17 protein-coding genes, 1 tRNA gene and 1 pseudogene are annotated in these 21,676 nt (G+C 72.1%); 3 read left to right on the plus strand and 16 right to left on the minus strand.

Features of this window, described 5'->3' with window-relative positions; genetic code table 11:
* Positions 1 to 140 precede the first annotated feature (140 nt).
* Positions 141 to 1,439, minus strand: a complete 1,299-nt coding sequence (locus WQO_RS12015) for a peptidoglycan-binding protein (protein ID WP_058953962.1) — start codon at positions 1,437 to 1,439, stop codon at positions 141 to 143.
* A gap of 192 nt (positions 1,440 to 1,631) precedes the next feature.
* On the opposite strand from WQO_RS12015, the gene WQO_RS12020 reads away from it, so the two are divergent.
* The 3 genes from WQO_RS12020 to glxA all read left to right on the plus strand — a co-directional run bounded on the left by WQO_RS12020 (position 1,632) and on the right by glxA (position 6,026).
* A tRNA-Lys gene (locus WQO_RS12020) sits at positions 1,632 to 1,705 on the plus strand.
* A gap of 461 nt (positions 1,706 to 2,166) precedes the next feature.
* Positions 2,167 to 4,092 (plus strand): glycosyltransferase family 2 protein, encoded by a 1,926-nt coding sequence (locus WQO_RS12025; RefSeq protein ID WP_010062786.1) that lies wholly within the window; start codon positions 2,167 to 2,169, stop codon positions 4,090 to 4,092.
* A complete protein-coding gene (gene glxA / locus WQO_RS12030) occupies positions 4,089 to 6,026 on the plus strand; it encodes a radical copper oxidase GlxA (protein ID WP_010062785.1) in 1,938 nt (645 codons plus the stop codon). The genes WQO_RS12025 and glxA overlap by 4 nt, the downstream gene beginning before the upstream one ends.
* Before the next feature lie 92 nt (positions 6,027 to 6,118).
* Here glxA and WQO_RS12035 read toward each other — a convergent pair whose 3' ends face one another.
* The 15 genes and pseudogenes from WQO_RS12035 to WQO_RS12100 all read right to left on the minus strand — a co-directional run bounded on the left by WQO_RS12035 (position 6,119) and on the right by WQO_RS12100 (position 21,609).
* Positions 6,119 to 7,165 carry a glycoside hydrolase family 6 protein gene (locus tag WQO_RS12035; RefSeq protein WP_010062784.1) on the minus strand — a complete coding sequence of 349 codons (1,047 nt, stop codon included), beginning with the start codon at positions 7,163 to 7,165 and terminating at the stop codon, positions 6,119 to 6,121.
* A gap of 352 nt (positions 7,166 to 7,517) precedes the next feature.
* Positions 7,518 to 8,237: a class F sortase gene (locus WQO_RS12040; protein WP_010062783.1), complete on the minus strand. Its 720-nt coding sequence runs from the start codon at positions 8,235 to 8,237 to the stop codon at positions 7,518 to 7,520.
* A gap of 1 nt (position 8,238) precedes the next feature.
* A complete protein-coding gene (locus tag WQO_RS12045) occupies positions 8,239 to 8,805 on the minus strand; it encodes a hypothetical protein (protein WP_010062782.1) in 567 nt (188 codons plus the stop codon).
* 154 nt (positions 8,806 to 8,959) lie between these two features.
* Positions 8,960 to 9,784: an HAD-IIA family hydrolase gene (locus WQO_RS12050; RefSeq protein ID WP_010062781.1), complete on the minus strand. Its 825-nt coding sequence runs from the start codon at positions 9,782 to 9,784 to the stop codon at positions 8,960 to 8,962.
* Between the two features lie 74 nt (positions 9,785 to 9,858).
* Positions 9,859 to 11,394, minus strand: coding sequence for an alkaline phosphatase family protein (locus WQO_RS12055; protein ID WP_010062780.1), 1,536 nt, complete (start codon positions 11,392 to 11,394; stop codon positions 9,859 to 9,861).
* 134 nt (positions 11,395 to 11,528) lie between these two features.
* The gene (locus WQO_RS12060) at positions 11,529 to 12,596 is read right to left on the minus strand and encodes a 2-aminoethylphosphonate ABC transporter substrate-binding protein (protein ID WP_010062778.1); all 1,068 of its coding nucleotides are present in this window, start codon (positions 12,594 to 12,596) and stop codon (positions 11,529 to 11,531) included.
* Between the two features lie 29 nt (positions 12,597 to 12,625).
* Positions 12,626 to 13,423, minus strand: coding sequence for an ABC transporter permease (locus tag WQO_RS12065; RefSeq protein ID WP_010062777.1), 798 nt, complete (start codon positions 13,421 to 13,423; stop codon positions 12,626 to 12,628).
* Positions 13,410 to 14,342: a 2-aminoethylphosphonate ABC transporter permease subunit gene (locus WQO_RS12070; protein ID WP_010062776.1), complete on the minus strand. Its 933-nt coding sequence runs from the start codon at positions 14,340 to 14,342 to the stop codon at positions 13,410 to 13,412. Before WQO_RS12070 ends, WQO_RS12065 begins: the two co-directional genes overlap by 14 nt.
* A complete protein-coding gene (locus WQO_RS12075) occupies positions 14,339 to 15,439 on the minus strand; it encodes an ABC transporter ATP-binding protein (RefSeq protein ID WP_010062775.1) in 1,101 nt (366 codons plus the stop codon). The genes WQO_RS12070 and WQO_RS12075 overlap by 4 nt, the downstream gene beginning before the upstream one ends.
* Positions 15,436 to 16,221, minus strand: a complete 786-nt coding sequence (locus tag WQO_RS12080; protein WP_193407187.1) for a phosphonatase-like hydrolase — start codon at positions 16,219 to 16,221, stop codon at positions 15,436 to 15,438. Before WQO_RS12080 ends, WQO_RS12075 begins: the two co-directional genes overlap by 4 nt.
* A 5-nt stretch (positions 16,222 to 16,226) precedes the next feature.
* Positions 16,227 to 17,351 carry a TIGR03364 family FAD-dependent oxidoreductase gene (locus WQO_RS12085; RefSeq protein ID WP_010062773.1) on the minus strand — a complete coding sequence of 375 codons (1,125 nt, stop codon included), beginning with the start codon at positions 17,349 to 17,351 and terminating at the stop codon, positions 16,227 to 16,229.
* Positions 17,352 to 17,513: 162 nt separating this feature from the next.
* Positions 17,514 to 18,284 (minus strand): GntR family transcriptional regulator, encoded by a 771-nt coding sequence (locus tag WQO_RS12090; RefSeq protein WP_010062772.1) that lies wholly within the window; start codon positions 18,282 to 18,284, stop codon positions 17,514 to 17,516.
* Between the two features lie 100 nt (positions 18,285 to 18,384).
* A pseudogene (locus tag WQO_RS36755) lies at positions 18,385 to 18,549 on the minus strand (GntR family transcriptional regulator); the annotation flags it as partial.
* 144 nt (positions 18,550 to 18,693) lie between these two features.
* Complete coding sequence (locus WQO_RS12095; RefSeq protein ID WP_058953963.1) at positions 18,694 to 19,836, minus strand: hypothetical protein; 1,143 nt, start codon at positions 19,834 to 19,836, stop codon at positions 18,694 to 18,696.
* 660 nt (positions 19,837 to 20,496) lie between these two features.
* Positions 20,497 to 21,609, minus strand: a complete 1,113-nt coding sequence (locus WQO_RS12100) for an ROK family transcriptional regulator (RefSeq protein WP_010062769.1) — start codon at positions 21,607 to 21,609, stop codon at positions 20,497 to 20,499.
* Positions 21,610 to 21,676 lie beyond the last annotated feature (67 nt).

A 21,676-nucleotide genomic window follows, 5' to 3' on the forward strand; every position in this document is an offset into this window, starting at 1 on the left:
CGGCGGCGGCGTCCCCCTGCCCGGTGGGGCGAAGAGGGACGGGGGGAGCTGGTCGTCCAGGTTGTCCGGGGTGTGGGGGGTGTGGTCGTTGTCGGTGGTCACCGGTTCCCTGTTCCTTTCCGTCACGTCGTGCGTGGGCGTCACGCGAAGAGCCGGCGCCAGGTCTCCGGCCCCGGATAACCGTCGGCCGCACCGCCGCGCCAGCCCTGGGCCCGCTGGAACGCCTCGACGTTCCGGCGGTCGGCCTCGGTCCAGAGCGGGCTGGGGCCCGACACGTAGTGCTTGCCGTATCCCTTCTTCACCAACTGTTTGCCGAGCCGGTCGACATGGCTGTTGGACTGACCCGGCTTGAAATAGCCGCGTCCGGGGAACGCGACCGCCGTATTCGGGCTGCCGCCCGCTCCGGCGGCCGGAATGTCGCGGCCGCCGCCGGAGGTCAGCAGTCGCCAGGTGTGCGGGCCGGGCAGGCCGTCGGCCTCCTTGCCCTTCCAGCCCTGGGCCTGCTGGAACGCCTGGGTCGCACGCTTGTCCGCCGTTCCCCACACGGGCCCGGGGCCGACCGCGTAGAACCGCTTGCCGCCCCGCTGCACCAGCATCTGGCCGAGCTGGGTGACGTACTTGTTGTTCGCGCCGGGGCCGAACTGCTTGGCCCCGGGGAAGGCGGTGGAGGACCCGGAGCCGGGCGATCCGCCGGTGACCCCCTTGTAGCGGTAGGCGACGTAACGGTCGGAGTTGTTCCAGTACGCCAGGGGCGTCGTCTGCTTCCGGGTCTGCGGGCGCGCCTGCTCGTAGGCGACGTACTGGGTGCGCGCGGAGTTCGCCCAGCCGCCGAAGATCGTGACGTGCGAGCCCTTGGCCGGGTCGGCCGGGTTGTGGAAGAGGAGGATGTCGCCGGGCTGGAGGTCGGCGCGGGCGATCCGGGTGCCGTACGCGGCGAGGCTGCCGGTCCACTCGTTGGTGCCGAGGTTCCAGGCCATCGACACGAAGCCGGAGCAGTCCTGGCGGTACCCGTCGGACCAGTACTTCTCCATGCTGTACGGGACCTTCGCGCTCACCCACCGCTGCGCCCGGTCGAGGATGGCGGACCGGGTCGTCCTGGGCGCCGCCGCTCCGGCCGACGGCGGGCCCGAGGCGCCGGTGCCCCGCAGCGGTCCCTTCTCGCCCTGCGGGTGGGCGGCGGACGGCTCCGGGTCCGCTCCGTCGTCGGCGCGCGGGACCCCGGGGGCGTGACCCGCGGCGGCCGCCGCGCCCGCGGCCCCGCAGGAGAGGACCACCCCGGCGGCCGTGGCCAGCACCAGGGCGCGCCGTGCGCCGTGCGCGGCGGGATGGCCGCCGCGCCGCACCGGCAGGGCCCGTGCGGCGGAGCGCCGCCGCACAGCGCACCCCGCGCATCCGCAGTCGATGGCGGGTTCGTACTCCTCGAAGACCGGAACAGACATGCGATTCCCCTCCGCACTCGTCATTCGTCAAGATCTTTGGGCGCAGCCGCAACGGACGTCGGCGTCTTAACTCTCCTGACATATCGCATTTTGACGGAACAAAGGAAAAAAACGACTATCCGACGGGGCGTGGCGGCCGGTAAATGGTTCGGAGCACCCCGGCGCGTCCGGTAGAGTTCTCCAGGTCAGCAGGCGCCGTTAGCTCAGTTGGTTAGAGCAGCTGACTCTTAATCAGCGGGTCCGGGGTTCGAGTCCCTGACGGCGCACGCACAGTCAAAGCCCTCTCACGTTCCGTGAGGGGGCTTTGATCATTCCCCGTCCGGCATCCGGTGACACCCGGGGGCGCGAGCGCGCATCCGCGCTTCGTCACACCCTCTCCACAACCTGGGTTCAAATCGTGCGTATGACCGGCAAACAGTCCGTTTCACCCTTGCGATCGCCTTCGGTGTCGGACAATCTGTCTGGGGGCCGTCGGCCCCAAGGGGGCTGCTGATCCATACAGTTGGCACAGCAGAGCGTGACGTTCCGGTTATCCGTTCCGCGGGGTGGGGGTCCCGCTCGGGGGCGGACACCGAGAGGGCATCATGCAACCGGAAGGCTGCCCATCCATGTCTGTGGGGACGGTGGCTTGCCACCGTGTGCGCGCCCGGTGAAGAACGGAGCCGACCGCGCACGACGAGAGAGACCGAACAGTCACGCACCACCATGCGTGCGGGGGGATGTACCCATGACGTCGACGCCGCCAGGCGACCGGCAGGAGAACGACGCTTCCCGGACGACGCAGCTCCGGATACTGCCGAGGGCAGGCGCGGCGCGGCGGCGTGCCAAGAAAGAGCTGCCCCGCTACGACTACGAGCACTACAGCCGGCTCGCCGGACCGCTGACGCAGCCCCCCGCGGGCAAGCCGTACAAGGTCCAGTACCGCTCGCTCATATCGCAGGAACCGCACCGCGTGCGCGCGGCGCTCCTGCTCGGCGCGGCTCCCCTCGTCTCGCTCGGTCTCTTCGCCTGGCTGATGCAGCCGAGCCACTGGACCGACCGTGATCCGAACCTCGACAACGACCTCCTGCTCGTTCTCGACGTGATCATGCTCGTCTCGATCGGTCTGATCGAGCTGTTCCGCACGATGAACGTCCTCTCCAACGCGCACGCCACCCTCGTCGCCCGCGACCCGGTCCCCGTGGTCCCGGAGAGCGGCACCCGGGTCGCCTTCCTCACCTCCTTCGTCCCCGGCAAGGAACCGCTGGAGATGGTGACGAAGACGCTGGAGGCGGCCGTCAGGATCCGCCACCGCGGTCTGATGCACGTCTGGCTGCTGGACGAGGGCGACGACCCGGCGGTCAAGGAGGTCTGCGCCCGGCTCGGTGTGCACCACTTCTCCCGCAAGGGCGTCGCCCACTGGAACCAGGCCAAGGGCCCGCACCGCGCCAAGACCAAGCACGGCAACTACAACGCCTGGCTGGACGCGCACGGCGGCGACTACGACTTCTTCGCCTCGGTCGACACCGACCACATCCCGATGGCGAACTACCTGGAGCGGATGCTCGGCTACTTCCGCGACCCGGACGTCGGCTTCGTCATCGGCCCGCAGGTCTACGGCAACTACGACACCTTCGTCACCAAGGCCGCCGAGTCCCAGCAGTTCCTCTTCCACGCGCTCATCCAGCGCGCGGGCAACCGCTACGGCGCCCCCATGTTCGTCGGCACCAGCAACGCGGTCCGCATCTCGGCGCTGAAGCAGATCGGCGGTCTGTACGACTCGATCACCGAGGACATGGCCACCGGCTTCGAGATCCACCGCCACCGCAACCCCGCCACGGGGAAGAAGTGGCGCTCGGTCTACACCCCGGACGTGCTGGCCGTCGGCGAGGGCCCGACCGCGTGGACGGACTTCTTCACCCAGCAGCTGCGCTGGTCGAGGGGGACGTACGAGACGATCATCGGGCAGTTCTGGAAGGGCTTCGGGACCATGCCGCCCGGCAAGCTCTTCAACTACACGATGATGATCATCTTCTATCCGATGTCGGCGCTGAACTGGATCCTCGCGGCGCTCAGCTGCGCGCTCTTCCTCGGCATGGGCGCCTCCGGTGTCCAGATCGACCCGACGATCTGGATGATGCTGTACGGCAACGCCTCCGCGCTCCAGATCGGCCTGTACATCTGGAACCGCCGCCACAACGTCTCGCCGCACGAGCCCGAGGGCTCCGGCGGTCTGGCCGGCATGGTGATGTCCGCGCTCTCCGCGCCGATCTACGCACGCTCGCTGATGGACGCGGTGCTGCGCCGCAAGAGCTCGTTCGTGGTGACCCCCAAGGGCGACTCGTCCAGCCCGGACACCCTCTTCGGCACCTTCCGCATCCACCTGTTCTTCATCGTCGTCTTCGGCGCCTCGATGATCTCCTCCTTCTTCCTCGGACACAGCCACCCCGCGATGGTCACCTGGGCCACGCTGGCGCTGCTGATCACCGCCGCGCCGATCATCGGCTGGCGGTACACGATCCGGGCCGAGAAGAAGAAGCGCCGGTCGGGCGGCGGATCGCACCGCAGCGGCGGGCCGGCCCCCGAGCCGAGGCCCCAGCCCCTGCCCGGTGCACCGGGCAACGACCAGACCATGCAGATCGCTCAGATCGCCCTTGGGGGACGTAAGAAATGAAGTACCGTCCGAGCCGCCGTACGCGCCGCCTGGCGATCAGTACGGCGGTGGTTCTCGCGCTCGCGGGGGCGAACGGGCCGTGGCTGTACCGTTTCAGCACCGAGCGCTACCACGAGTACAAGATCAACCAGCCGGAGTACAAGGCGGCCAACGGCCACTGGGACTTCCTGGACGTGCCCTCCGAGCACCGGATCAACACGATCCACGCGGCGCTGCTGCACACCGGCAAGGTGCTGCTCGTCGCGGGCTCCGGGAACAACCAGAAGAACTTCGACGCGAAGAGCTTCCGCTCGGTGCTGTGGGACCCGAAGACGAACGTCTTCAAGGACATCCCCACCCCCAAGGACATGTTCTGCGCCGGGCACACGCAACTGCCCGACGGCAAGCTCCTCATAGCCGGCGGCACCAAGCGGTACGAGAAGCTCCAGGGCGATGTCACCAAGGCCGGCGGCCTGATGATCGTCCACAACGAGAACCCGGACAAGCCGATCACCCTGCCGGCCGGCACCCGGTTCACCGGCAAGAAGAACGGCAAGACGTTCGTCTCGAAGGACCCGGTCCTGGTCGAGAAGGCCACCAAGGTCTTCGACAAGCAGACCGGCGCGTTCCTGCGCAACGACCCCGGCCTCGGCCGGATCTACGTCGAGGCGCAGAAGACCGGCAAGAAGTACGAGACCGGCACCGAGGACAACTACCGGGTGGCGGGCCTCTCCGGCTCGGACACCCGCAACGTCTACGGCATCGCGCAGAAGCTCGCCCTGGACAAGAAGGACTTCCAGGGGATCAGGGAGGCCTTCGAGTTCGACCCGGTCGCGGAGAAGTACATACCCGTCGACCCGATGAACGAGGCCCGCTGGTACCCGACCCTGACGACGCTGGAGGACGGCAAGGTCCTCGCCCTGTCGGGTCTGGACGAGATCGGGCAGATCGTCCCCGGCAAGGACGAGATCTACGACCCGGCGACCAAGGAGTGGGAGTACACCGGCATCGTCCGGAAGTTCCCCACCTATCCGGCGGTCTTCCTGCTGAACGACGGCAAGCTGTTCTACTCCGGCTCCAACGCCGGATACGGTCCGGCGGACGTGGGCCGCGACCCGGGCGTCTGGGACCTGTCGACGAACAAGTTCAAGAAGATCCCCGGACTCAGCGACCCTGACCAGATGGAGACCTCGGCCACCGTGCGGCTGCCCCCGGCCCAGGACGAGAAGTTCATGGTGATCGGCGGGGGCGGCGTCGGCGAGTCGGAGAAGGCCAGCGAGAAGTCCCGACTGGTCGACCTCCAGCAGAAGAACCCGGAGTTCACCGACGGCGCGTCCCTCTCCGAGGGAACCCGCTACCCCAGCGCCTCCCTGCTGCCCGACGACTCGCTGCTGGTCACCGGCGGCTCCAGCGACTACCGGGGGCGCGGCGGCTCGGACGTGCTCCAGGCCCGGCTGTACGACGCGAAGAACGACACGTACAGACAGGTAGCGGACCCGGCGGTCGGCCGGAACTACCACTCGGGTTCGGTGCTGCTGCCGGACGGCCGGGTCATGATCTTCGGCTCGGACTCGCTCTTCTCCGACAAGGCCAACACCCGGCCCGGCGTCTTCGAGCAGCGCATCGAGATCTACACCCCGCCCTACCTCTACCGGGACTCCCGGCCGGAGCTGACGGCCGGGCCGAAGAAGATCGAGCGCGGCGGGACCGGCCTGTTCACCACACAGCACGCCTCGAAGATCACCTCGGCGAAGCTGATGCGGCCCTCGGCGGTCACCCATGTCACCGACACCGACCAGCGCACCATCGCACTGGAGATGGAGAAGTCAAAGGACGGGATCACCGTCACGGTGCCGGACAACCCGGCGCTGGTCCCGGCCGGCTGGTACATGCTGTTCGCCACCGACGACCAGGGCACCCCGTCCGAGGGCATGTGGGTGGAGGTGCCCGAGTAGGGCTTACGCACGGCGAAGGCCGCACACCGGGAGATCGGGGCTCCGGTGTGCGGCCTTCGGTCGTCTTCGCCCGTTCTTCCGCCGTTCTTCCGCTACTTCGTGGCGCCGGCCAGGCCCAGGGCGTACTCCGGCCACCAGTCGCCGGCCTTCGGGCCGCCCTTGCAGTCGCCGTCGGACTCGCCGGGGCGCTTGATCCACAGATAGGCGTCGACCAGCTCGTCGCCGGTCTGCGTGGTCGGGGCCTCGCCCAGGGCGCGGCCCGGGGGGTTGCACCAGCTCTCGGCGGGGTCGCCGCCCGTGTAGGGGCCGTTGCCGTTGCGGCTGGTGTCGATGACGAAGGGCTTGTTGCCGATCTTCTCCGACAGCTTCTTGCCGAACTCCGTGGAGACGGCCGTCGTCTGGAAGTTGGAGACGTTGAGCGAGAAGCCGTCGGCCTCGGCGATCCCGGCCCGCTGGAGCGGCTGGTACAGGGCGTCGGGCGACTGCCAGCCGGCGTTGCCCGCGTCCAGGTAGACCTTGGTGGCGGGCTGCTGCTTCAGCCGCTCGATGGCGCCCTTGAGGAGGTCGTAGCGCTCCTCGTGGAACTCCTGGGGCGTGCAGCCGTCGACCAGGTGGAGCAGGGCGTCCGGCTCCAGGATCACGGTGGCGCTGCGGTCCCCGATGCCCTTGGCGACCCCGTCCAGCCAGGCGCGGTAGGCGTTGCCGTCGGCGGCGCCGCCCTTGGAGAACTGGCCGCAGTCGCGGTGGGGGACGTTGTACAGGACGAGGAGGGCGTCCCGGTCGGCAGCGGCGGCGGCCTCGGTGATACCCCGCACCTGGGACTCCGGGTTGTCCGGGGTGACCCACTCGCCGACCGGCTGCTGCGCGATCTTCCGGATCAGCGCCGCCTTCTCGTCGTCGCCGTCTTCGGTGTACGCGGCGACCTGGCGGGCCGCGTTGCCGTCGGGGTTGACCCAGTACGGGTCCTTGTCCTTGGGCTGCTGTTCGACGGTGGGCGCGCTCTTCTTGTCGCCGCCGTCCCCGTCGCCGGAGCAGCCCGCCAGCAGCAGGGCCGCCCCGAGCGCCGCCGCCGTACCGGTCGTCCGCAGGCCCGCCACGCGCCTGCGCGTCCGGGACCGGCCGGTGTAACTGCCGTACATCCACTCCCCCTTGGGTGCACTGCCTGCACTGTTCGTCATTGGTTGCACCGATGTGCTGCCGGTCCGATCCATCCTGGCACAGCGGCCGGGCCTCCACGCCTGCACCCGTACAACGCGCACGCCCGGGCACCGGTTCCGGACATCCTGTTCGAAAGCCGGTCATCCGCCCGGCCGGTCCCCCTACAGTGGCGAGGACCGGAGCCTTTCCCACCGCACCGACCTCCCGTACCGCGCCGGGCGACTCCCGCGGCCGGGCGCACGCGGTCGAGGACCGGCCCGGCGGGCGCGCCCCGTGAGAGGCGGCCTGCCGGGCCGGGTTGAGCCTGTGTGCGTGTTCCCTGTGGTCCGGCGGTCAACCGCGGCCCTGGGCCACCGCCTGCGCGCGCTCCCCGCCGTCCCCGGCCGGCGCGCCCTTCGCGCCGGTGAGGTAGGCGGAGACGACCACGTTCGCCGTGTAGGAGCGGGTCTTGTGGTCGTACGTCCCGCCGCAGGTGATCAGCCGCAGTTCGGCCCGGCCGTCCTCGCGGGGCCCGTACGCCTTCTGCGCGTCGAAGCGTGTCCGGGTGACGAGCTGGACGTCGTCCACGGTGAACTCCGCGACGCTGCCGTCGGTCCGGGTGACCTCGATGCGGGCGCCCGGCTTCACCGCGCTGAGCCCGTAGAAGACGGCGGGCTTGGTGTCGGTGTCGACATGGCCGACGAACAGGGCCGTGCCCTTCGCCCCGGGCTGGGTGCCGTCGCCGTACCACCCGGCGGTCTTCGGCATCCCGTACGGGGGCGGGTCGATGGCCCCGTCGGGGTCGAGGCCGCGTGCGACGACGGGGGCCTCGATGCCGACGGAGGGGACCTCGACGCGCTCGGGGGCAGCCCCGTCGAGCGGGTCGTGGGCCGGGGGCAGCGAAGCCCCGAAGGGGCGGCCGACCGCGGCCACGTCGCCGGTGGTGGGGCCCGACAGTCCGCCGAACCCGCCGCCGGCCTCCTTGCCCCAGAGCCACAGGCCGAGCAGCAGCACGGCCCAGGTCACTCCGGTGAGCAGTCGCCCGTTGCCTGCCGGGCGGTCCGGGGCTCCCATGTCAGCTGCCGGCCGCTTCGCGGCGCCGGCGCGAGGTGCGCAGGGCGACGGCGACGGCCGCGACGGCGGCGAGCACCAGGCCGATCACCGCGTGCCGGGTGCCGGGTCCCTGGTCCTCGGCGGACCGTTCGGCGAGAGTGGCGGTGCCTCCGCCGCCCGCCTTGACGGGTGCGGCGGGCGAGGGCCGGTTGTGGTGGATGACGGTGAGGGTGCCGGTGGCCTTGCCAGCGCTGTCCTCGCACGTCACCCAGACGTCGTAGGAGCGGGGTTCGGCGTCGGACCGGATCCGGGCCTCGGCGAAGAGGCCTCTGTCGTCGGCCGGGCGGAAGTGGGCGACCGAGGTGAAGGCGTCGGAGTTGCCCTTGGCGCGGCGGCCCTTGCCGCAGACGTCGACCCACAGTTCCACCTGCCCGCCCGGGGCGATCGTGGACGGGGTGATCGAGACGGTGCCGGTGCGCCGGTCGTCGTCCCCGGCCGGGGCGGCCGGGGACGCCAGCGCGACGGGGGCGGGCACGGCTATGAGCGCGGCCGCCGCCGCGGCACAGAACGTGAGGGGAATGGAACGCATCGTGAACCTCCTACGGGAAGGTTCACGGCTGCGGTGGCGGCCCGCATCCGCAGTCCTCCATTCGGGCGACGCCGAGGCCGGCGCCCGAACGGCCGCGGATGCGGTCCGCGCAGGTCAGGGCAGTTCAGAGCAGGTCAGGGCAGGTCGGCGCAGCTCAGTCGCGGTTTCCCGCGGTGGGCTGGTCGGCCTGGTCCGGCAGCTCGACGAGGCTGACCAGGTCGGCGATGGACTCGACGACGTGGGACGGGCCGAACGGGTAGCGGTCGATGTCGGCGACGGTGGTGAGCCCGGTGAGGACCAGGAAGGTCTGCATGCCCGCTTCCAGGCCCGCCAGGACGTCGGTGTCCATCCGGTCGCCGATCATGGCGCTGGTCTCGGAGTGCGCACCGATGGCGTTCAGCCCGGTCCGCATCATCAGGGGGTTGGGCTTGCCCGCGAAGTACGGGTCCTTGCCGGTGGCCTTCGTGATGAGGGCGGCGACGGAGCCGGTGGCGGGCAGCGGGCCCTCGGCGGACGGGCCGGTCTCGTCGGGGTTGGTGCAGATGAAACGGGCGCCCGCGTTGATCAGCCGGATCGCCTTGGTGAGCGCCTCGAAGCTGTACGTGCGGGTCTCGCCGAGCACCACGTAGTCCGGGTCGTGGTCGGTGAGGACGTACCCGATGTCGTGCAGGGCCGTGGTGAGGCCGGCCTCGCCGATGACGTACGCCGTGCCGCCGGGGCGCTGGTCGTCCAGGAACTGGGCGGTGGCGAGCGCGGAGGTCCAGATGTTCTCCACGGGCACGTCCAGGCCCATGCGCTGGAGCCGGGCGTGCAGGTCGCGCGCGGTGTAGATGGAGTTGTTGGTGAGGACGAGGAAGGGCAGCCCGGAATCCCGCAACCGCTTGATGAAGGCATCGGCGCCGGGGATCGGGATGCCCTCGTGGATGAGGACGCCGTCCATGTCGGTGAGCCAGGAAGTGATGGGCTTGCGCTCTGCCATGTGTCGGGACTCCTGCCGTACGCACTGCGTGCTGGGGGTGCCCGGACCACGCCGTCCCGGCACCCCCAGCATAATTAGCCGGTCGTGACCTTGACCCCGTCGATCACCCAGTACCAGTTGTTGCTGCCGGTGTAGTGGAACCGGAAACTGACGTTGGCGGCCCCGGACGGGACGTTCAGGGTCAGGCTCTGGGGCTGCGAGATCACGTCGGAGGTGTAGCGCTTCACCTCGACGGGCGTGCCGCCGTTCCAGGAGGCGAGGATCCGGGCGCTCTGGCTGCCCTCCTGCCGGTAGAGGGTGGTGAGGCCGAGCGTCACGGTGGACTTGCCGGCGACGGCGTACGCCGGGGTGACGAGCGTGGAGTCGTACGGTCCGGAGGACGCCTTGTCGTCCCACTCGTCGGAGTCGGCGACCGCGAAGATCCCGCGCGAGCGGACGTTCAGCTCGCGGGACTGGTCGCGCTGGCTGCGGCTCCAGAACTCGTCGGTGGCGAAGGTCCAGCCGCGCCACTCGGTGACGCCTCCGGTGCCCATCGCGGAGTTCACGACGGACCAGCCGCTGGGCGCGGTGTGCGTCCAGCCGAGGACGCCCGCCGGGATGCCGGTCTCGTTGACGCGGGCGGACAGCGCGGGGTGGAGCGCCTCGAAGGGGTCGGTGGAGCGTTCCTGGATCGGCTTGCCGTCCAGGCCCCAGGCCGGGTCGGGGACGATGCCGAGCTGGTGGAACACGGTGGCGGCGACGTCCACGAGCCGGGTGTCGGCGGGGCGGGCGCCGGCGGCGATGCCCGGGCCCTGGGCGAGGACGAAGGTGCGCCGTTCCTCGATCGCGCTGCCGCCGTGGCCGCCGGAGTCGGTGTGGCCGTGGTCGGTGGTGACGATGACGGTCCAGCGTTCGGTGGCGTAGGAGGGCCGGGCCCTGATCGCGGCGAGGAGGCGGCCGAGGTGGCCGTCCTGGACCTCGATGGCCTGGCGGTAGGCGGCGCTGGCGGCTCCGGAGTTGTGGCCGGCGATGTCGGTCTGGCCGAAGTAGACGAAGAGCACGTCCGGGTTCTGGTTCCGGAGGATCGACTCGGTCTCGGCGGCGATGGTGGCGTCGTGCCCGGTGTAGCCGTCGCGGTCGCCGTCGAGGACGAGTTTGGCGTCGGCGCCCGGGGTGACGGTGCCCTGGGCGTCCAGGGGCTTCCAGTCGACGGCGGCGTAGGTGGAGAGCTGGGGGCGGACCTGGGCGAGGCGGGCGAGGAAGCCGGGGTACTTCGCGTAGTTCTTCCCGGCGAAGGAGTTCTCCTTGACGCCGTGCTTGTCGGGCCAGACGCCGGTGGAGATCGTCGACCAGCCGGGGCCCGATGAGGTGGCGGCCATCGGGTTGGCGTACAGCAGCGAGGTGCCGTACGTCCCGTTCGCCATCATCGACGTGAGGTGCGGGGCGTTCGCTGCGGCGATGACGTCGTGGCGCAGCCCGTCCATGCCGACGACGAGCACCTTGTCCTTGCTGGTGCCGTTCGGGAGCGCGGGCGCGGCATGGGCGGTGGTGGCGGTGGCGAGCGGGGCGACGGCGGCTGCCGTGGCCGCGGCGGCGGTGGTGGCGAGTACGGAGCGTCGGGACAGGGACACGTGATCCTCCAGGGAGAGGGCGGGCCGAGCGGGGACGGGACGTGAACTGCCTTCTGGACCAGACCCGTTACTCTCACGAGATATCCGGGGCGAGTCCAGATGATCGCAGGAATCCGTGGCCGAAAGGTGGCCGGTCAGCTTCCGGTGGCCGACTTCCAGGCGTCGATGTACGTGTCCAGGTTGGCGCCGACGTCCGCCCAGTCGGGCTCGAAGATCTCCACGCCCTCCATCAGTCCGGCCAGTTCGACGGCGTTGGCGTCGGTGGCCTTGACGTCCTTGCGGGCGGCGAAGCCCCCACCGACCGCGCTGACGTCGCGCTGGGCCTGCTCGGAGAGCAGGAAGTCGAGCAGCTTCTTGCCGTTCTCGCTGTGCGGCGCCTTCGCGACGAGCCCGGCCGCGTAGGGGAGAGCAAAGCTGGTGGGCTTCCCGTCGCCCTGGGCGGGGAACCAGATGGCGAGGTTGGGCATGTCCTTGGACTGGGCGAAGTTCATCTGGACGTCCCCGTTGGCGACGAGGAGTTCGCCCTTGTCGACCTTGGGGGCGAGCTTGCCGGTGGAGGCGGACGGGCCGACGTTGTTGGTCTGGAGCTTCTTCAGGTAGGCCATGGCCGGCTCCTTTCCGCCGAAGTCGTGCATGGCCTTGATGAGGACGGCGGTGCCGTCGCCCGCAACGCCGGGGGTGGAGTACTGGACCTTCTCCTGGTACGCGGGGTCGAGCAGGTCCTCCCAGGTGCGCGTCGGGGTCTTCAGCTCCTTCTTGTTGTGGATGAAGCCGAAGTAGTTGTTCACCACGGAGGTCCACTTGCCGTCGGGCGCCCGGCCGGCGTCGTCGACCTGGTCGGAGCCCTTGGGCTCGTACGCGGTCAACAGCCCCTTCTTGTCGGCCTGCTGGATGAAGGGCGGGAGGGTGACGAGCACGTCGGCCTGGGTGTTGGACTTCTCGCGGGCGGCGCGCTGCACCATCTCGCCGGAGCCGCCCTCGACGTACTTCACCTCGATGCCGGTCTGCTTCTCGAAGTCCTTGAAGACCTTGTCGTACCAACCGTCGCCGTTCTCGCCCTTGAGGCCGTCGGCGCTGTAGACGGTGACGGACGTGGCGTCGGACGCGGCGGAGGAGCCGCCGCAGGCGGTGAGGGTGAGGGCGGTGAGTGCGGCCAGGGGGAGGGCGAGGGTGCGGGCGGGGATGCGGACAGGATGGCGCATGGGATCTCTCCGGAAGGTCAGGGTGGGGATCAGCGGTAGGAGGCGCGGGTGCGGATACGGGAGACGGCGGCCAGGACGAGGAGCGTCGACGCCATCAGGACCACGGCGAGGGCGGCGCCGGTGAAGAGCGAGCCCCGGTCGGTGGCAGCGAAGATCTGCACCGGCAGCGGGGTCCAGTCCGGCGGGTAGAGCATCACCGTGGCGCTCAACTCCCCCATGGACAGGGCAAAGCAGAGCCCGACGGCCGAGGTGAGCGAGGGCAGCAGCAGCGGCAGCTTCACCCGCCACAGAACCCGTGCGGGGCTCGCGCCGAGACCGGCGGCGGCCTGTTCGTACACCGGGTCCAGACGGCGTACGGCGGCGGCGACCGACTGGTAGGCGAAAGCGGTGACGAGCACGGTGTGGGCGAGGATCACGATCCACCGCGTCCCGTTGAGCAGCACGGGCGGCTGGCTGTAGGCCACCAGCACGGCCAGTCCGACGACCACCGAGGGCACGGCGACCGGCAGGATGAACAAGGCGTCCAGCAGCCGCTTTCCGCGAGTACGGAGAGAGGCGGCGGCGAGCGCGGCCCAGCCGCCGAGGGTGAGGGCCAGCACGCTCGCGGCAAGAGCGGTGGCGAGGCTGGTGGTCAGCGCCTGGAGCGAGTCGCCGCTCGTCGCGGCGGCGTAGCGCTCGACGGTGGGCCCGGAGGGGAAGGCCCCGGACCAGTTGGTGGCGAGGGACGCGGCGAGGATGACGAGCAGCGGCACCGCGAACAGCGGGACGAAGAGGAGCAGGAAGACGGCCCAGGTGGCCCACTTCCCGGCCCGGCTATGCACCAGCACGACGGCTCACCACCCGGTAGAGGCTGTAAAGGCCCACGGAGATCGCGATGTTGACGACGGCGACGACGCAGGCGGCCGGGTAGTCCGACTCCAGAATCGCCTTGCTGTAGACGAGCATCGGCAGCGTGGTGACGTCCTTCGCCCCGGTGAACAGGACGATCCCGAACTCGTTCAGGCACATCACCAGCACGAGGCTGCCGCCCGCCGCGAGCGCCGGGAGCGCCTCGGGCAGGATCACCTGCCGGATGATCCGCACGGGCCCGGCGCCGAGCGAGGAGGCCACTTCCAGCTGTCCGGTGTCGAGTTGGGAGAACGCGGCGAGCAGCGGGCGCATCACGAACGGGGTGAAGTAGGTGATCTCGGCGAGCAGGACGCCCCAGGGGGTGGTCAGGAAGTGGAAGGGCCCGTCGGCCGCCCCGGTGACGTCGGTCCAGAGCCCGTTGGCCATGCCGACCGAGCCGTAGATGAACAGCAGGGCGAGCGTGATGAGGAAGGACGGGAAGGAGAGGAAGACGTCGACGAACCGGGCGACCGCCTTCCCGCCGGGGAACGGGACGAACGCGATGACCAGCGCGAGGACGAAGCCGAGGACCAGGCAGCCCACGGTCGACTCGACGGCGAGCCACACGGTGGTGGTGAGCGCGTCGCGGAAGACCTCGGAGGCGAAGACGTCGGCGTACGGGTCGGGCGAGACGCCGCCGCCGTCGTCGGGGGTGACGGACTGCTGGAGGACGAGGGCCAGCGGATAGAGGAACGCGAGGGCGAGGACGGCGACGGGCGGCAGCGCCCAGACCCAGGCGGGGACGGTACGGGACCGGGCGGGGCCGGGGGCGGGGGCGGTTGCTGCGGGGGCCGGTTCGCCGGGAGTACGGAGCACGGCGGAGGTGGTGGCGGTGCCTGTGGCGGTGGTGGCGGTCATCGGCCGACCCCCACCCCGTCGCCGGCCCCCGCAGGGAGCAGGACCGCGTCCTCGGTGGCGAAGTGCAGGGTGACGGGGTCGCCGATGGCCGGGGGCTCGCGCAGTTCGCGGAGGTCCGCCATGACGCGGTGGCCGTCGACATCGGCGTGGACGCGGTGGGTGGAGCCGCGCCACTGGACCTCCGTGACGCTGCCGGTGAGCGCGTTGGGCCCGTCGCCGAGGCCGACCAGATGGGGCCGGACGCAGAGGGTGGCGGTGGCGCCGGGTGCGGCGGCTTCCACGGGCACCCGGAGGGAGCGGTCGCCGAGCCGGACGGCTCCCTCGCCGGCCACGGTGACCGGGAGCAGGTTGGCGTTGCCGACGAACGAGGCGGTGAACTCCGTACGGGGTCGGCGGTAGAGCTCCTCGGGGGTGCCGCAGTCCTGGAGCCGGGAGCGGTCCATGACGGCGATCCGGTCGGCGAGGGTCAGCGCCTCGACCTGGTCGTGGGTGACGTACAGGATGGAGACGTCCGGCAATTCGCGGTGCAGCCGGGCCAGTTCGGCGAGCATCCCGGAGCGGAGGCGGGCGTCGAGGGCGGAGAGCGGTTCGTCCAGGAGCAGCACGCCGGGCCGGATGGCCAGCGCGCGGGCGATCGCGACGCGCTGCTGCTGGCCGCCGGAGAGTTCGCGGGGGTGCCGGTCGGCGTACGCGGCCATGCCGACGAGTTCGAGGGCCTCGGTGACCCGGCCGGGGATCTCGGCCTTCGGGGTGCGGTGGGCCTTGAGCCCGAAGGCCACGTTGTCCTTGACCTTGAGGTGCGGGAAGAGGGCGTAGCTCTGGACGACCATGCCGATGCCGCGCCGGTGCGGGGGCAGGGCGGTGACGTCCCGGCCGCCGAGGAGGACCCGCCCGGCGGCGGGCCGGACGAACCCGGCGACGGCGCGCAGGGCGGTGGTCTTGCCGGAGCCGGAGGGCCCGAGGAGGGCCATCACCTCGCCGGGTTCGACGGTGAGGTCGAGCCGGTCGAGGACGACGGTCCCGCCGTAGGCGACGGTGACGCCGTCGAAGCGGATTCCGCTGGGGGTGGCGGTTTCGCCGGGGGCGGGGGCGCTCATGCTTCGGCCCGCGCGACGGGGCCGGGCCGTTCGTCCGCTTCGGCCCGCGCGATGAGGTCGGGCAGTTCGGCGACGGAGCCGAGGACGTGGGTCGCGCCGTGCCGGGTCAGCTGGTCCTGGTCGTGGGCGCCGGTGAGAACCCCGGCGACGATCCCGGCGCCGGAGCGTACGCCGCTGAGCATGTCGTACGAGGTGTCACCCGCCACCACGGTCCGGCGTACGTCGGCCACGGCCCCGGTGCGGAGGAAGGCGGCCAGCACCATGTCCGGGAAGGGCCGGCCCCGGCCGCCCGCGTCGGCGGGGCAGAGGGTGAGCGGGACGAGGTCCTGCCAGCCGAGGGCGGCGAGGATGGCGTCCTGGGTGGCGCGGGCGAAGCCGGTGGTCAGGACGACGGTACGGCCTTCGGCGGCGAGGCGTTCGACGGCGGCGCGGGCGCCGGGGAGCGGGGCGATACGGCCGCCGTCGACGAGTTCCCCGTACGCCTCCTCGAAGGCGGTGTTGGCGTACTGCGCCCGGCCCTCGTCGCCGAACAGATGCCGGAAGACGGAGATCTTGGACTCGCCCATGGTGGCGCGTACGTAGGCGAGTTGGCGGGTGTGCTCGTCGGAACCGGGGCGCACGCCGAGGCGTTGGGCGGCGGCGGAGAAGGCCTGTTCGACGAGGCCGCCGTCGGCGACGGTGGTCCCGGCCATGTCGAGGACGACGAGGTTGTAGGGGGCACGCGGGGTGTCGGTCGCGGTGGTCACGTCGGTCGGGGACGTCAGGTCGGTCGGGGAAGTCATGTGGTTCACCAGCCCAGTTGGTCGGCGGTCGTTTCGGCGATGGCGGGCGAGCACGTCATGCCGCGCCCGCCGGGTCCGGTGACGAGCCAGACCCCGTCGCGCACCTGCTGCCGGTGGACGACGCGTGCGGTGTCGGTGCACTGGGCGTAGACGCCCGCCCAGCGGTGGCGGATACGCGGCAGCGGGCGGCCGAGGAAGGCCTCGACGACCCGGGTGAGGTGCTCGTACGGCTCCTCGACGGTGTCGAAGGCGAAGGGGTGCTCGTACTCGTGGGTGTCGCCGATGGTCAGCCCGCCGTCGCGGCGCTGGACCATGAGGAGCTGCATGCGGTGCTCGGCGGCGACGGGGTCCTGGACCTGTCCGGCGTTGAGGGCGTCGAGCGCCTCGCCCCGGTAGGCGGGGTAGTAGCGGAAGCTGTCGGCGTCGGCGACGGAGGTGGTGAGGGGCTCACCGAGAGGGTCGGTCTGCATCATCTGGAGGCGGACGCGGCGCACGGGCAGCTCGGGCCCGGCGAGTTCACGGACGAGCCCGCCGAGCCAGGCGCCGGTGGCGAGGATGACGGCGTCACCGGTGTGGACGTCTCCGTGGTCGTCGCGCACCGATGCGGTCCCGACGACCTCGCGGACCTCGCGGCCGCCGAGGTAGGCGTACCGCCCGGAGGCCAGCAGCTCCTGTTTGAGGGCGAGTTGGACGGTGCGGGGCTCGACGGCCGCGTCCCGCTCGCACCACAGGGCGGCGGTGAACGCGCCGCGCAGGGCCGGGTTGACCGCCCGGGCCTCGTCGGCGGTGAGCAGCTTGTAGCCGCGTGCCGCCGCGTCGGTCCTGGCGACGGCCGCCTCGGCGACGGCGACCTCGCGTGCGGTCCGCAGCGGGGTGAGCGAACCACAGGCCCGGAAGCCGAGCCCGGGCACCCGCTCACCGATGCCCTCCCACAACTCACGGGCGCGCAGGGCGGTTTCCAGCTCCTCGCCTCCGGCCCGCCCGCTGATCCATATCTGTCCGAAATTGCGGAGCGATGCCCCGCGCGCCTCGCTCTCGCGCTCGATCTGTACGACCTCGTGGCCGCGGCTGACTGCGTGCCAGGCGTGCATGGTTCCCACCACGCCGGCTCCTACGACGATGACTCTCACGTCGGCCACGCTCCTGGGGGCGGGTGTCCCGGACGCGTCCGGTCATCGACGGGACGGTGAACGACCCCGCAAGTTTGGACCAGACCCGTTATGCATCCGTGATCAAAGAGGCAGCCGCGCGGAAGGGCGGCGAGACGTCGGCAGAACGGTGATCAGGCCCTCTCAGGCCTGCCCCTGCCCCCGCAGATGCGCGGAGAAGGAGAACCGGTCCCCCCGGAACAGCGTCCGCACGCGCTCCAGCGGCCGGCCGTCGGTGTCCCGGGAGAGGCGGTGGATGAGGAGCATCGGCAGGGCGGGCGGGGTTCCGATGAGCAGGGCCTCTCGGGGGGTCGCGAGTACGGTCTCGATCCGCTCGTCGGCGTCGCCGAAGGCGATCCCGAGGGCGTCGCGGAGGTAGGCGTAGAAGGAGGAGTCCGGGTCGAACTCCGTGTCCAGGCCGGGGACGCGGGCGACGCCGACGTACGTGCTCTCCAGGCCGACGCGTTCGCCGTCGGCGAGCAGCACCCGCTCCAGGTGCCAGACCGGCTCTCCCCGCTCGACGCCGACCTCGGCGGCGAGCGCCTCGGGGCAGGGGAAGCGGTCCAGGCCGATGAGGTGGCGCCCGGGCCGCAGCCCCTGGCGGCGGACGCCCTCGGTGTAACTGGCCAGCGAGAGCGGCTGCTCCAGCTTGGGCCCGGCGACGACGGTGCCGCGCCCCTGCCGGCGCAGCCGCCCCTCCAGGAGGAGTTCGCGCAGGGCCTGGCGGACGGTCTCCCGCGAGACCTCGTGCACCTGGGCGAGTTCCCGCTCGGTGGGCAGGAGTCCGCCCTCGCCCAACTCGTCCAGCAGGACCGCGATGCGGGCCTTGACCGCGTAGTACTTCGGGATACGGCCGTGCTCGGGGATGCCGGAGCGGATCGGTGCGCCAGGTGCCTGGTCGTTCGGGTAGTCCACCGCCTGATCGTGGCAGAGTCACGTGAACGCTTCGACGGGAGGACGGATTCGGGCTCGCGGTACGCGGGTCCGGGCACCGGCGGCGGGGATTCGGGCCCGATCGCCCCCGAACCGGGCGGGCGGTGGGCAGGAGTCCGCCCTCGCCCAACTCGTCCAGCAGGACCGCGATGCGGGCCTTGACCGCGTAGTACTTCGGGATACGGCCGTGCTCGGGGATGCCGGAGCGGATCGGTGCGCCAGGTGCCTGGTCGTTCGGGTAGTCCACCGCCTGATCGTGGCAGAGTCACGTGAACGCTTCGACGGGAGGACGGATTCGGGCTCGCGGTACGCGGGTCCGGGCACCGGCGGCGGGGATTCGGGCCCGATCGCCCCCGAACCGGGCGGCCCCCCGCCCCGCCGGCCCTCCGGCTCAGTCCCCCGTGCGGCGGGCCCGGCGGGCGTACCGCAGCAGGGCGGTCCCGGCCAGCAGGAGGGCCCCGGCGGCGGCCCCGGTCCAGGCCGTCGACACCGGTCCGGTGCGGGCGAGTTCGGGGAGCGGGCGGCCGAGTCCGTCGCGGGCCGGCAGCCCGGGGCTCTCCTCGCCGCGGTCGCCCCCGTCCCCCTCCCCCGTGTCCGGGCGGGTCGACGGGTGGGGGCTGGAGGTGCCGTCCGGGGCCGGGTCCCGGCCCGTGCCCGGATCGGTGCGGGGGTCCTTACTGGGACCGTCGGGATCGCCGGGCCGTTCGGTACGGGTGCCGGTGCCGGGGCCGGTGCGCTCCGGATCCGGGTGCTCCGGATCCGGGTGCTCCGGATCCGGGTGCTCGGTCCGGGGGCCGTCCGGCTCGCGGATGCCGCCCGTGGCGCCGTCGACGATCACGAAGGGGTAGTCCTCCGACTCCCCCACCCACTCGCCGTCCTCGCGCCCGCCGCCCTTCCCCCGGCCCTGGTGGTGGCGCTGGACGACGGCCGCGTGGGCGGTGACCGGGCCGGGGGCGGTGTCGGAGGTGAAGGCCATCCGGACGCGTACGGAGACGGTCTCCCCGGCCGGGACGGTGAGCCCGGGGAACGGGTCGCCGAAGACGCCGATCTGCTCGTCGCGGTCGGTGGACTCCCAGGTGACCCGGTGTTCCTTCTCCGGGCTGCCGGGTTCGGAGAACTCCAGCTGGATCTGGTCCGACGTCAGCCTCCGGTCGCGGTCGGCGAGCACGAGGACCGGGTGCAGGGCCTGACAGGAGGTGTCGGTGGTGTTGGTGAGGTCGAGGAACCAGGTGCCGTAGCCGCCGCCGGAGGCATACCGGTCCGGGGCGCCCTGGATCCGGGTCTCGATGGGGAAGTCCTTGGCCTTCGGGTCACCGCACACGGGCTGTTCGTCGTCCGCGTTCGCGGCGCGTACGGCTGTGCCTGAGGCGTGTACGTCTGCGGCTGCGGCTAAGGGGGCGGATGCCACCGGGGCGGGCAGGGCGGTCGCCTGCGGTCCGCCCAGGAGCGTGGCGGGCACCGCGATCCCGGCGACCAGCCCGAGGGCGGCGAGCGTGCGGCCGTCACGTGGCCGTGCGCCGGAGGTGGGGGGCATGGGGGGTCACCCTTCGCTGCTCGCGGGACGACCGGGGCTCCCGGGAGGGGCGGGCGGGCCACCGGTGATGGCCTCCGACGGAATCACGCGCGCGCGAACTCAGAGAGTCGACATGCCGACACGATTAATAGGATCACCCGACCGCACTCGCTCTCGGGCTCCCCGGGCATCCGGCCGCCGTGCCCGCGGGCGCTCGGCCCCGCGGAATCTCGGCCCCGCGGGCTCGCGGGCCGCCGAGCTCGCGGGCCGCCGGGCTCGCGGGCCGCCGAGCTCGCGGGCCGCCGGGCTCGCGGGCCGCCGAGCTCGCGGGCCGCCGGGCTCGCGGGCCGCCGAGCTCGCGGGCCGCCGGGCTCGCGGGCCGCCGAGCTCGCGGGCCGCCGGGCTCGCGGGCCGCCGGGCTCGCGGGCCCTCAGACCCTCAGACCCTCCGAACCTCGGGCCCCTCGGACCCACGGGCCCCCGGACCCCCCGAGTTCTCGACCCCTCGGGCTCGCGGGCCGGCAGGCTCGCGAGCCCTCCGACTCCCGGACTCCCGGACTCCCGGACTCGCGGGCTCGCGGGCTCGCGGGCTCGCGGGCGCCCGGCCCCTCCGGCCCCCGGCTCCCGCGTTCCCGGGCCGACGGAGCCCGCCCAGGAACAGGCAGGGCCAGCAGGCAGGGCCCTACCCCCGCTCCCCCACCCGCCCGAACACCGGCGCGAGCACCAGCTGCGCCGCGCCCTCCGCGACCGGCCGGTCGCCGCCCCCGGCGACCGTGACGGTCACGCCCGCGCCCGCCCCGCCCCGGGCGGCCCGCTCCTCGATCACCGCCCGGACGCCCCGGACGTACGCGTCCTCGTCGGAGGCCACCGTCCGGCCGCCCAGGACGACCCGGTCGATGTCGAGCAGGCCGACCAGGTTCGCCGCGCCCGTGCCCAGCACCCGGGCCGCCTCGCCCCGGTCGCCGCGCGCCTCGGCGGCCAGGCACAGGGCCTCGATGCAGCCGCGCCCGCCGCAGCCGCACAGCGGGCCGTCCAGCTGGAGGGTCTGGTGCCCGAACTCACCGGCCCCCGTCCGCGCCCCCCGGTGCACCTCACCGCCGAGGACCAGGCCCGCGCCCAGACCCGTACCGAGGTGGAGGTAGGCGAAGTCGCCGCCGCCCGCGCTGCCGAGAGCGAGGGCCAGGGCGGCGGCGTTGGTGTCCTTGTCCAGGACCACCGGCAGCCCGGTCCGCTCGGCAAGCGCGGCGCGCAGCGGGTAGCCGTCCCACTGCGGGAAGCCGGTGACCCGGTGCAGCACGCCGTCCCGGTGGTCGAGCGGTCCGGGCACCGCGACGCCCACCCCGAGGACCGGCTTGTGCGGTTCGGCCGCGCTCAGGTCCCGTACGGCGTGGGCCGCGTCCGCGAGGACCTGCTCCGCCGGAGCGCCGAGGTCGAGCGGGGCGGTGGTGACCGCGACGGGCCGGCCCGCGAGGTCGACGAGGACGGCGGTGAGCCCGTCGCGGTCGAGGTGCAGGCCGACGGCGAACTGGGCGTCGGGGACCAGCCGCAGCACCGTGCGCGGCTTGCCGCCGGTGGAGGGGCGCAGGCCCGCGCCGACGGCGAGCCCGTCCTCCCGCAGCCGGGCGGTGATCTTGCTGACGGCCTGCGGGGTGAGGCCGGTGCCCTCGGCGAGCTCCAGCCGGCTGATGCCGTCAGCTCCCGCCGCCCGCAGCAGGTCCAGCACCAGCGTCGCGTTGTGGTGGCGCAGGGCAGGCAGGTTGACCCCGGCCTGGGTCCTCGTCCGGCTCCCGTTCACGGCTCACTCCTCTTCACCGCCCCATTGTGCCGGTCGCTTGCACTTTGGCAACAGCGTTGCTTAAGTG

This window comes from Streptomyces globisporus C-1027 (assembly GCF_000261345.2).
In the GTDB taxonomy this organism is placed as follows: domain Bacteria; phylum Actinomycetota; class Actinomycetes; order Streptomycetales; family Streptomycetaceae; genus Streptomyces; species Streptomyces pakalii.

Bases quoted from the DNA above. Each gene is read 5' to 3' on its own strand.
- WQO_RS12050 (WP_010062781.1), bottom strand. From the start codon at position 9,784: ATGGCAGAGCGCAAGCCCATCACTTCCTGGCTCACCGACATGGACGGC.
- WQO_RS12035 (WP_010062784.1), bottom strand. From the start codon at position 7,165: ATGTACGGCAGTTACACCGGCCGGTCCCGGACGCGCAGGCGCGTGGCG.
- glxA (WP_010062785.1), top strand. From the start codon at position 4,089: ATGAAGTACCGTCCGAGCCGCCGTACGCGCCGCCTGGCGATCAGTACG.
- WQO_RS12095 (WP_058953963.1), bottom strand. From the start codon at position 19,836: ATGCCCCCCACCTCCGGCGCACGGCCACGTGACGGCCGCACGCTCGCC.
- WQO_RS12060 (WP_010062778.1), bottom strand. From the start codon at position 12,596: ATGCGCCATCCTGTCCGCATCCCCGCCCGCACCCTCGCCCTCCCCCTG.
- WQO_RS12080 (WP_193407187.1), bottom strand. From the start codon at position 16,221: ATGACTTCCCCGACCGACCTGACGTCCCCGACCGACGTGACCACCGCG.
- WQO_RS12015 (WP_058953962.1), bottom strand. From the start codon at position 1,439: ATGTCTGTTCCGGTCTTCGAGGAGTACGAACCCGCCATCGACTGCGGA.
- WQO_RS12025 (WP_010062786.1), top strand. From the start codon at position 2,167: ATGACGTCGACGCCGCCAGGCGACCGGCAGGAGAACGACGCTTCCCGG.
- WQO_RS12070 (WP_010062776.1), bottom strand. From the start codon at position 14,342: ATGACCGCCACCACCGCCACAGGCACCGCCACCACCTCCGCCGTGCTC.
- WQO_RS12040 (WP_010062783.1), bottom strand. From the start codon at position 8,237: ATGGGAGCCCCGGACCGCCCGGCAGGCAACGGGCGACTGCTCACCGGA.
- WQO_RS12075 (WP_010062775.1), bottom strand. From the start codon at position 15,439: ATGAGCGCCCCCGCCCCCGGCGAAACCGCCACCCCCAGCGGAATCCGC.
- WQO_RS12045 (WP_010062782.1), bottom strand. From the start codon at position 8,805: ATGCGTTCCATTCCCCTCACGTTCTGTGCCGCGGCGGCGGCCGCGCTC.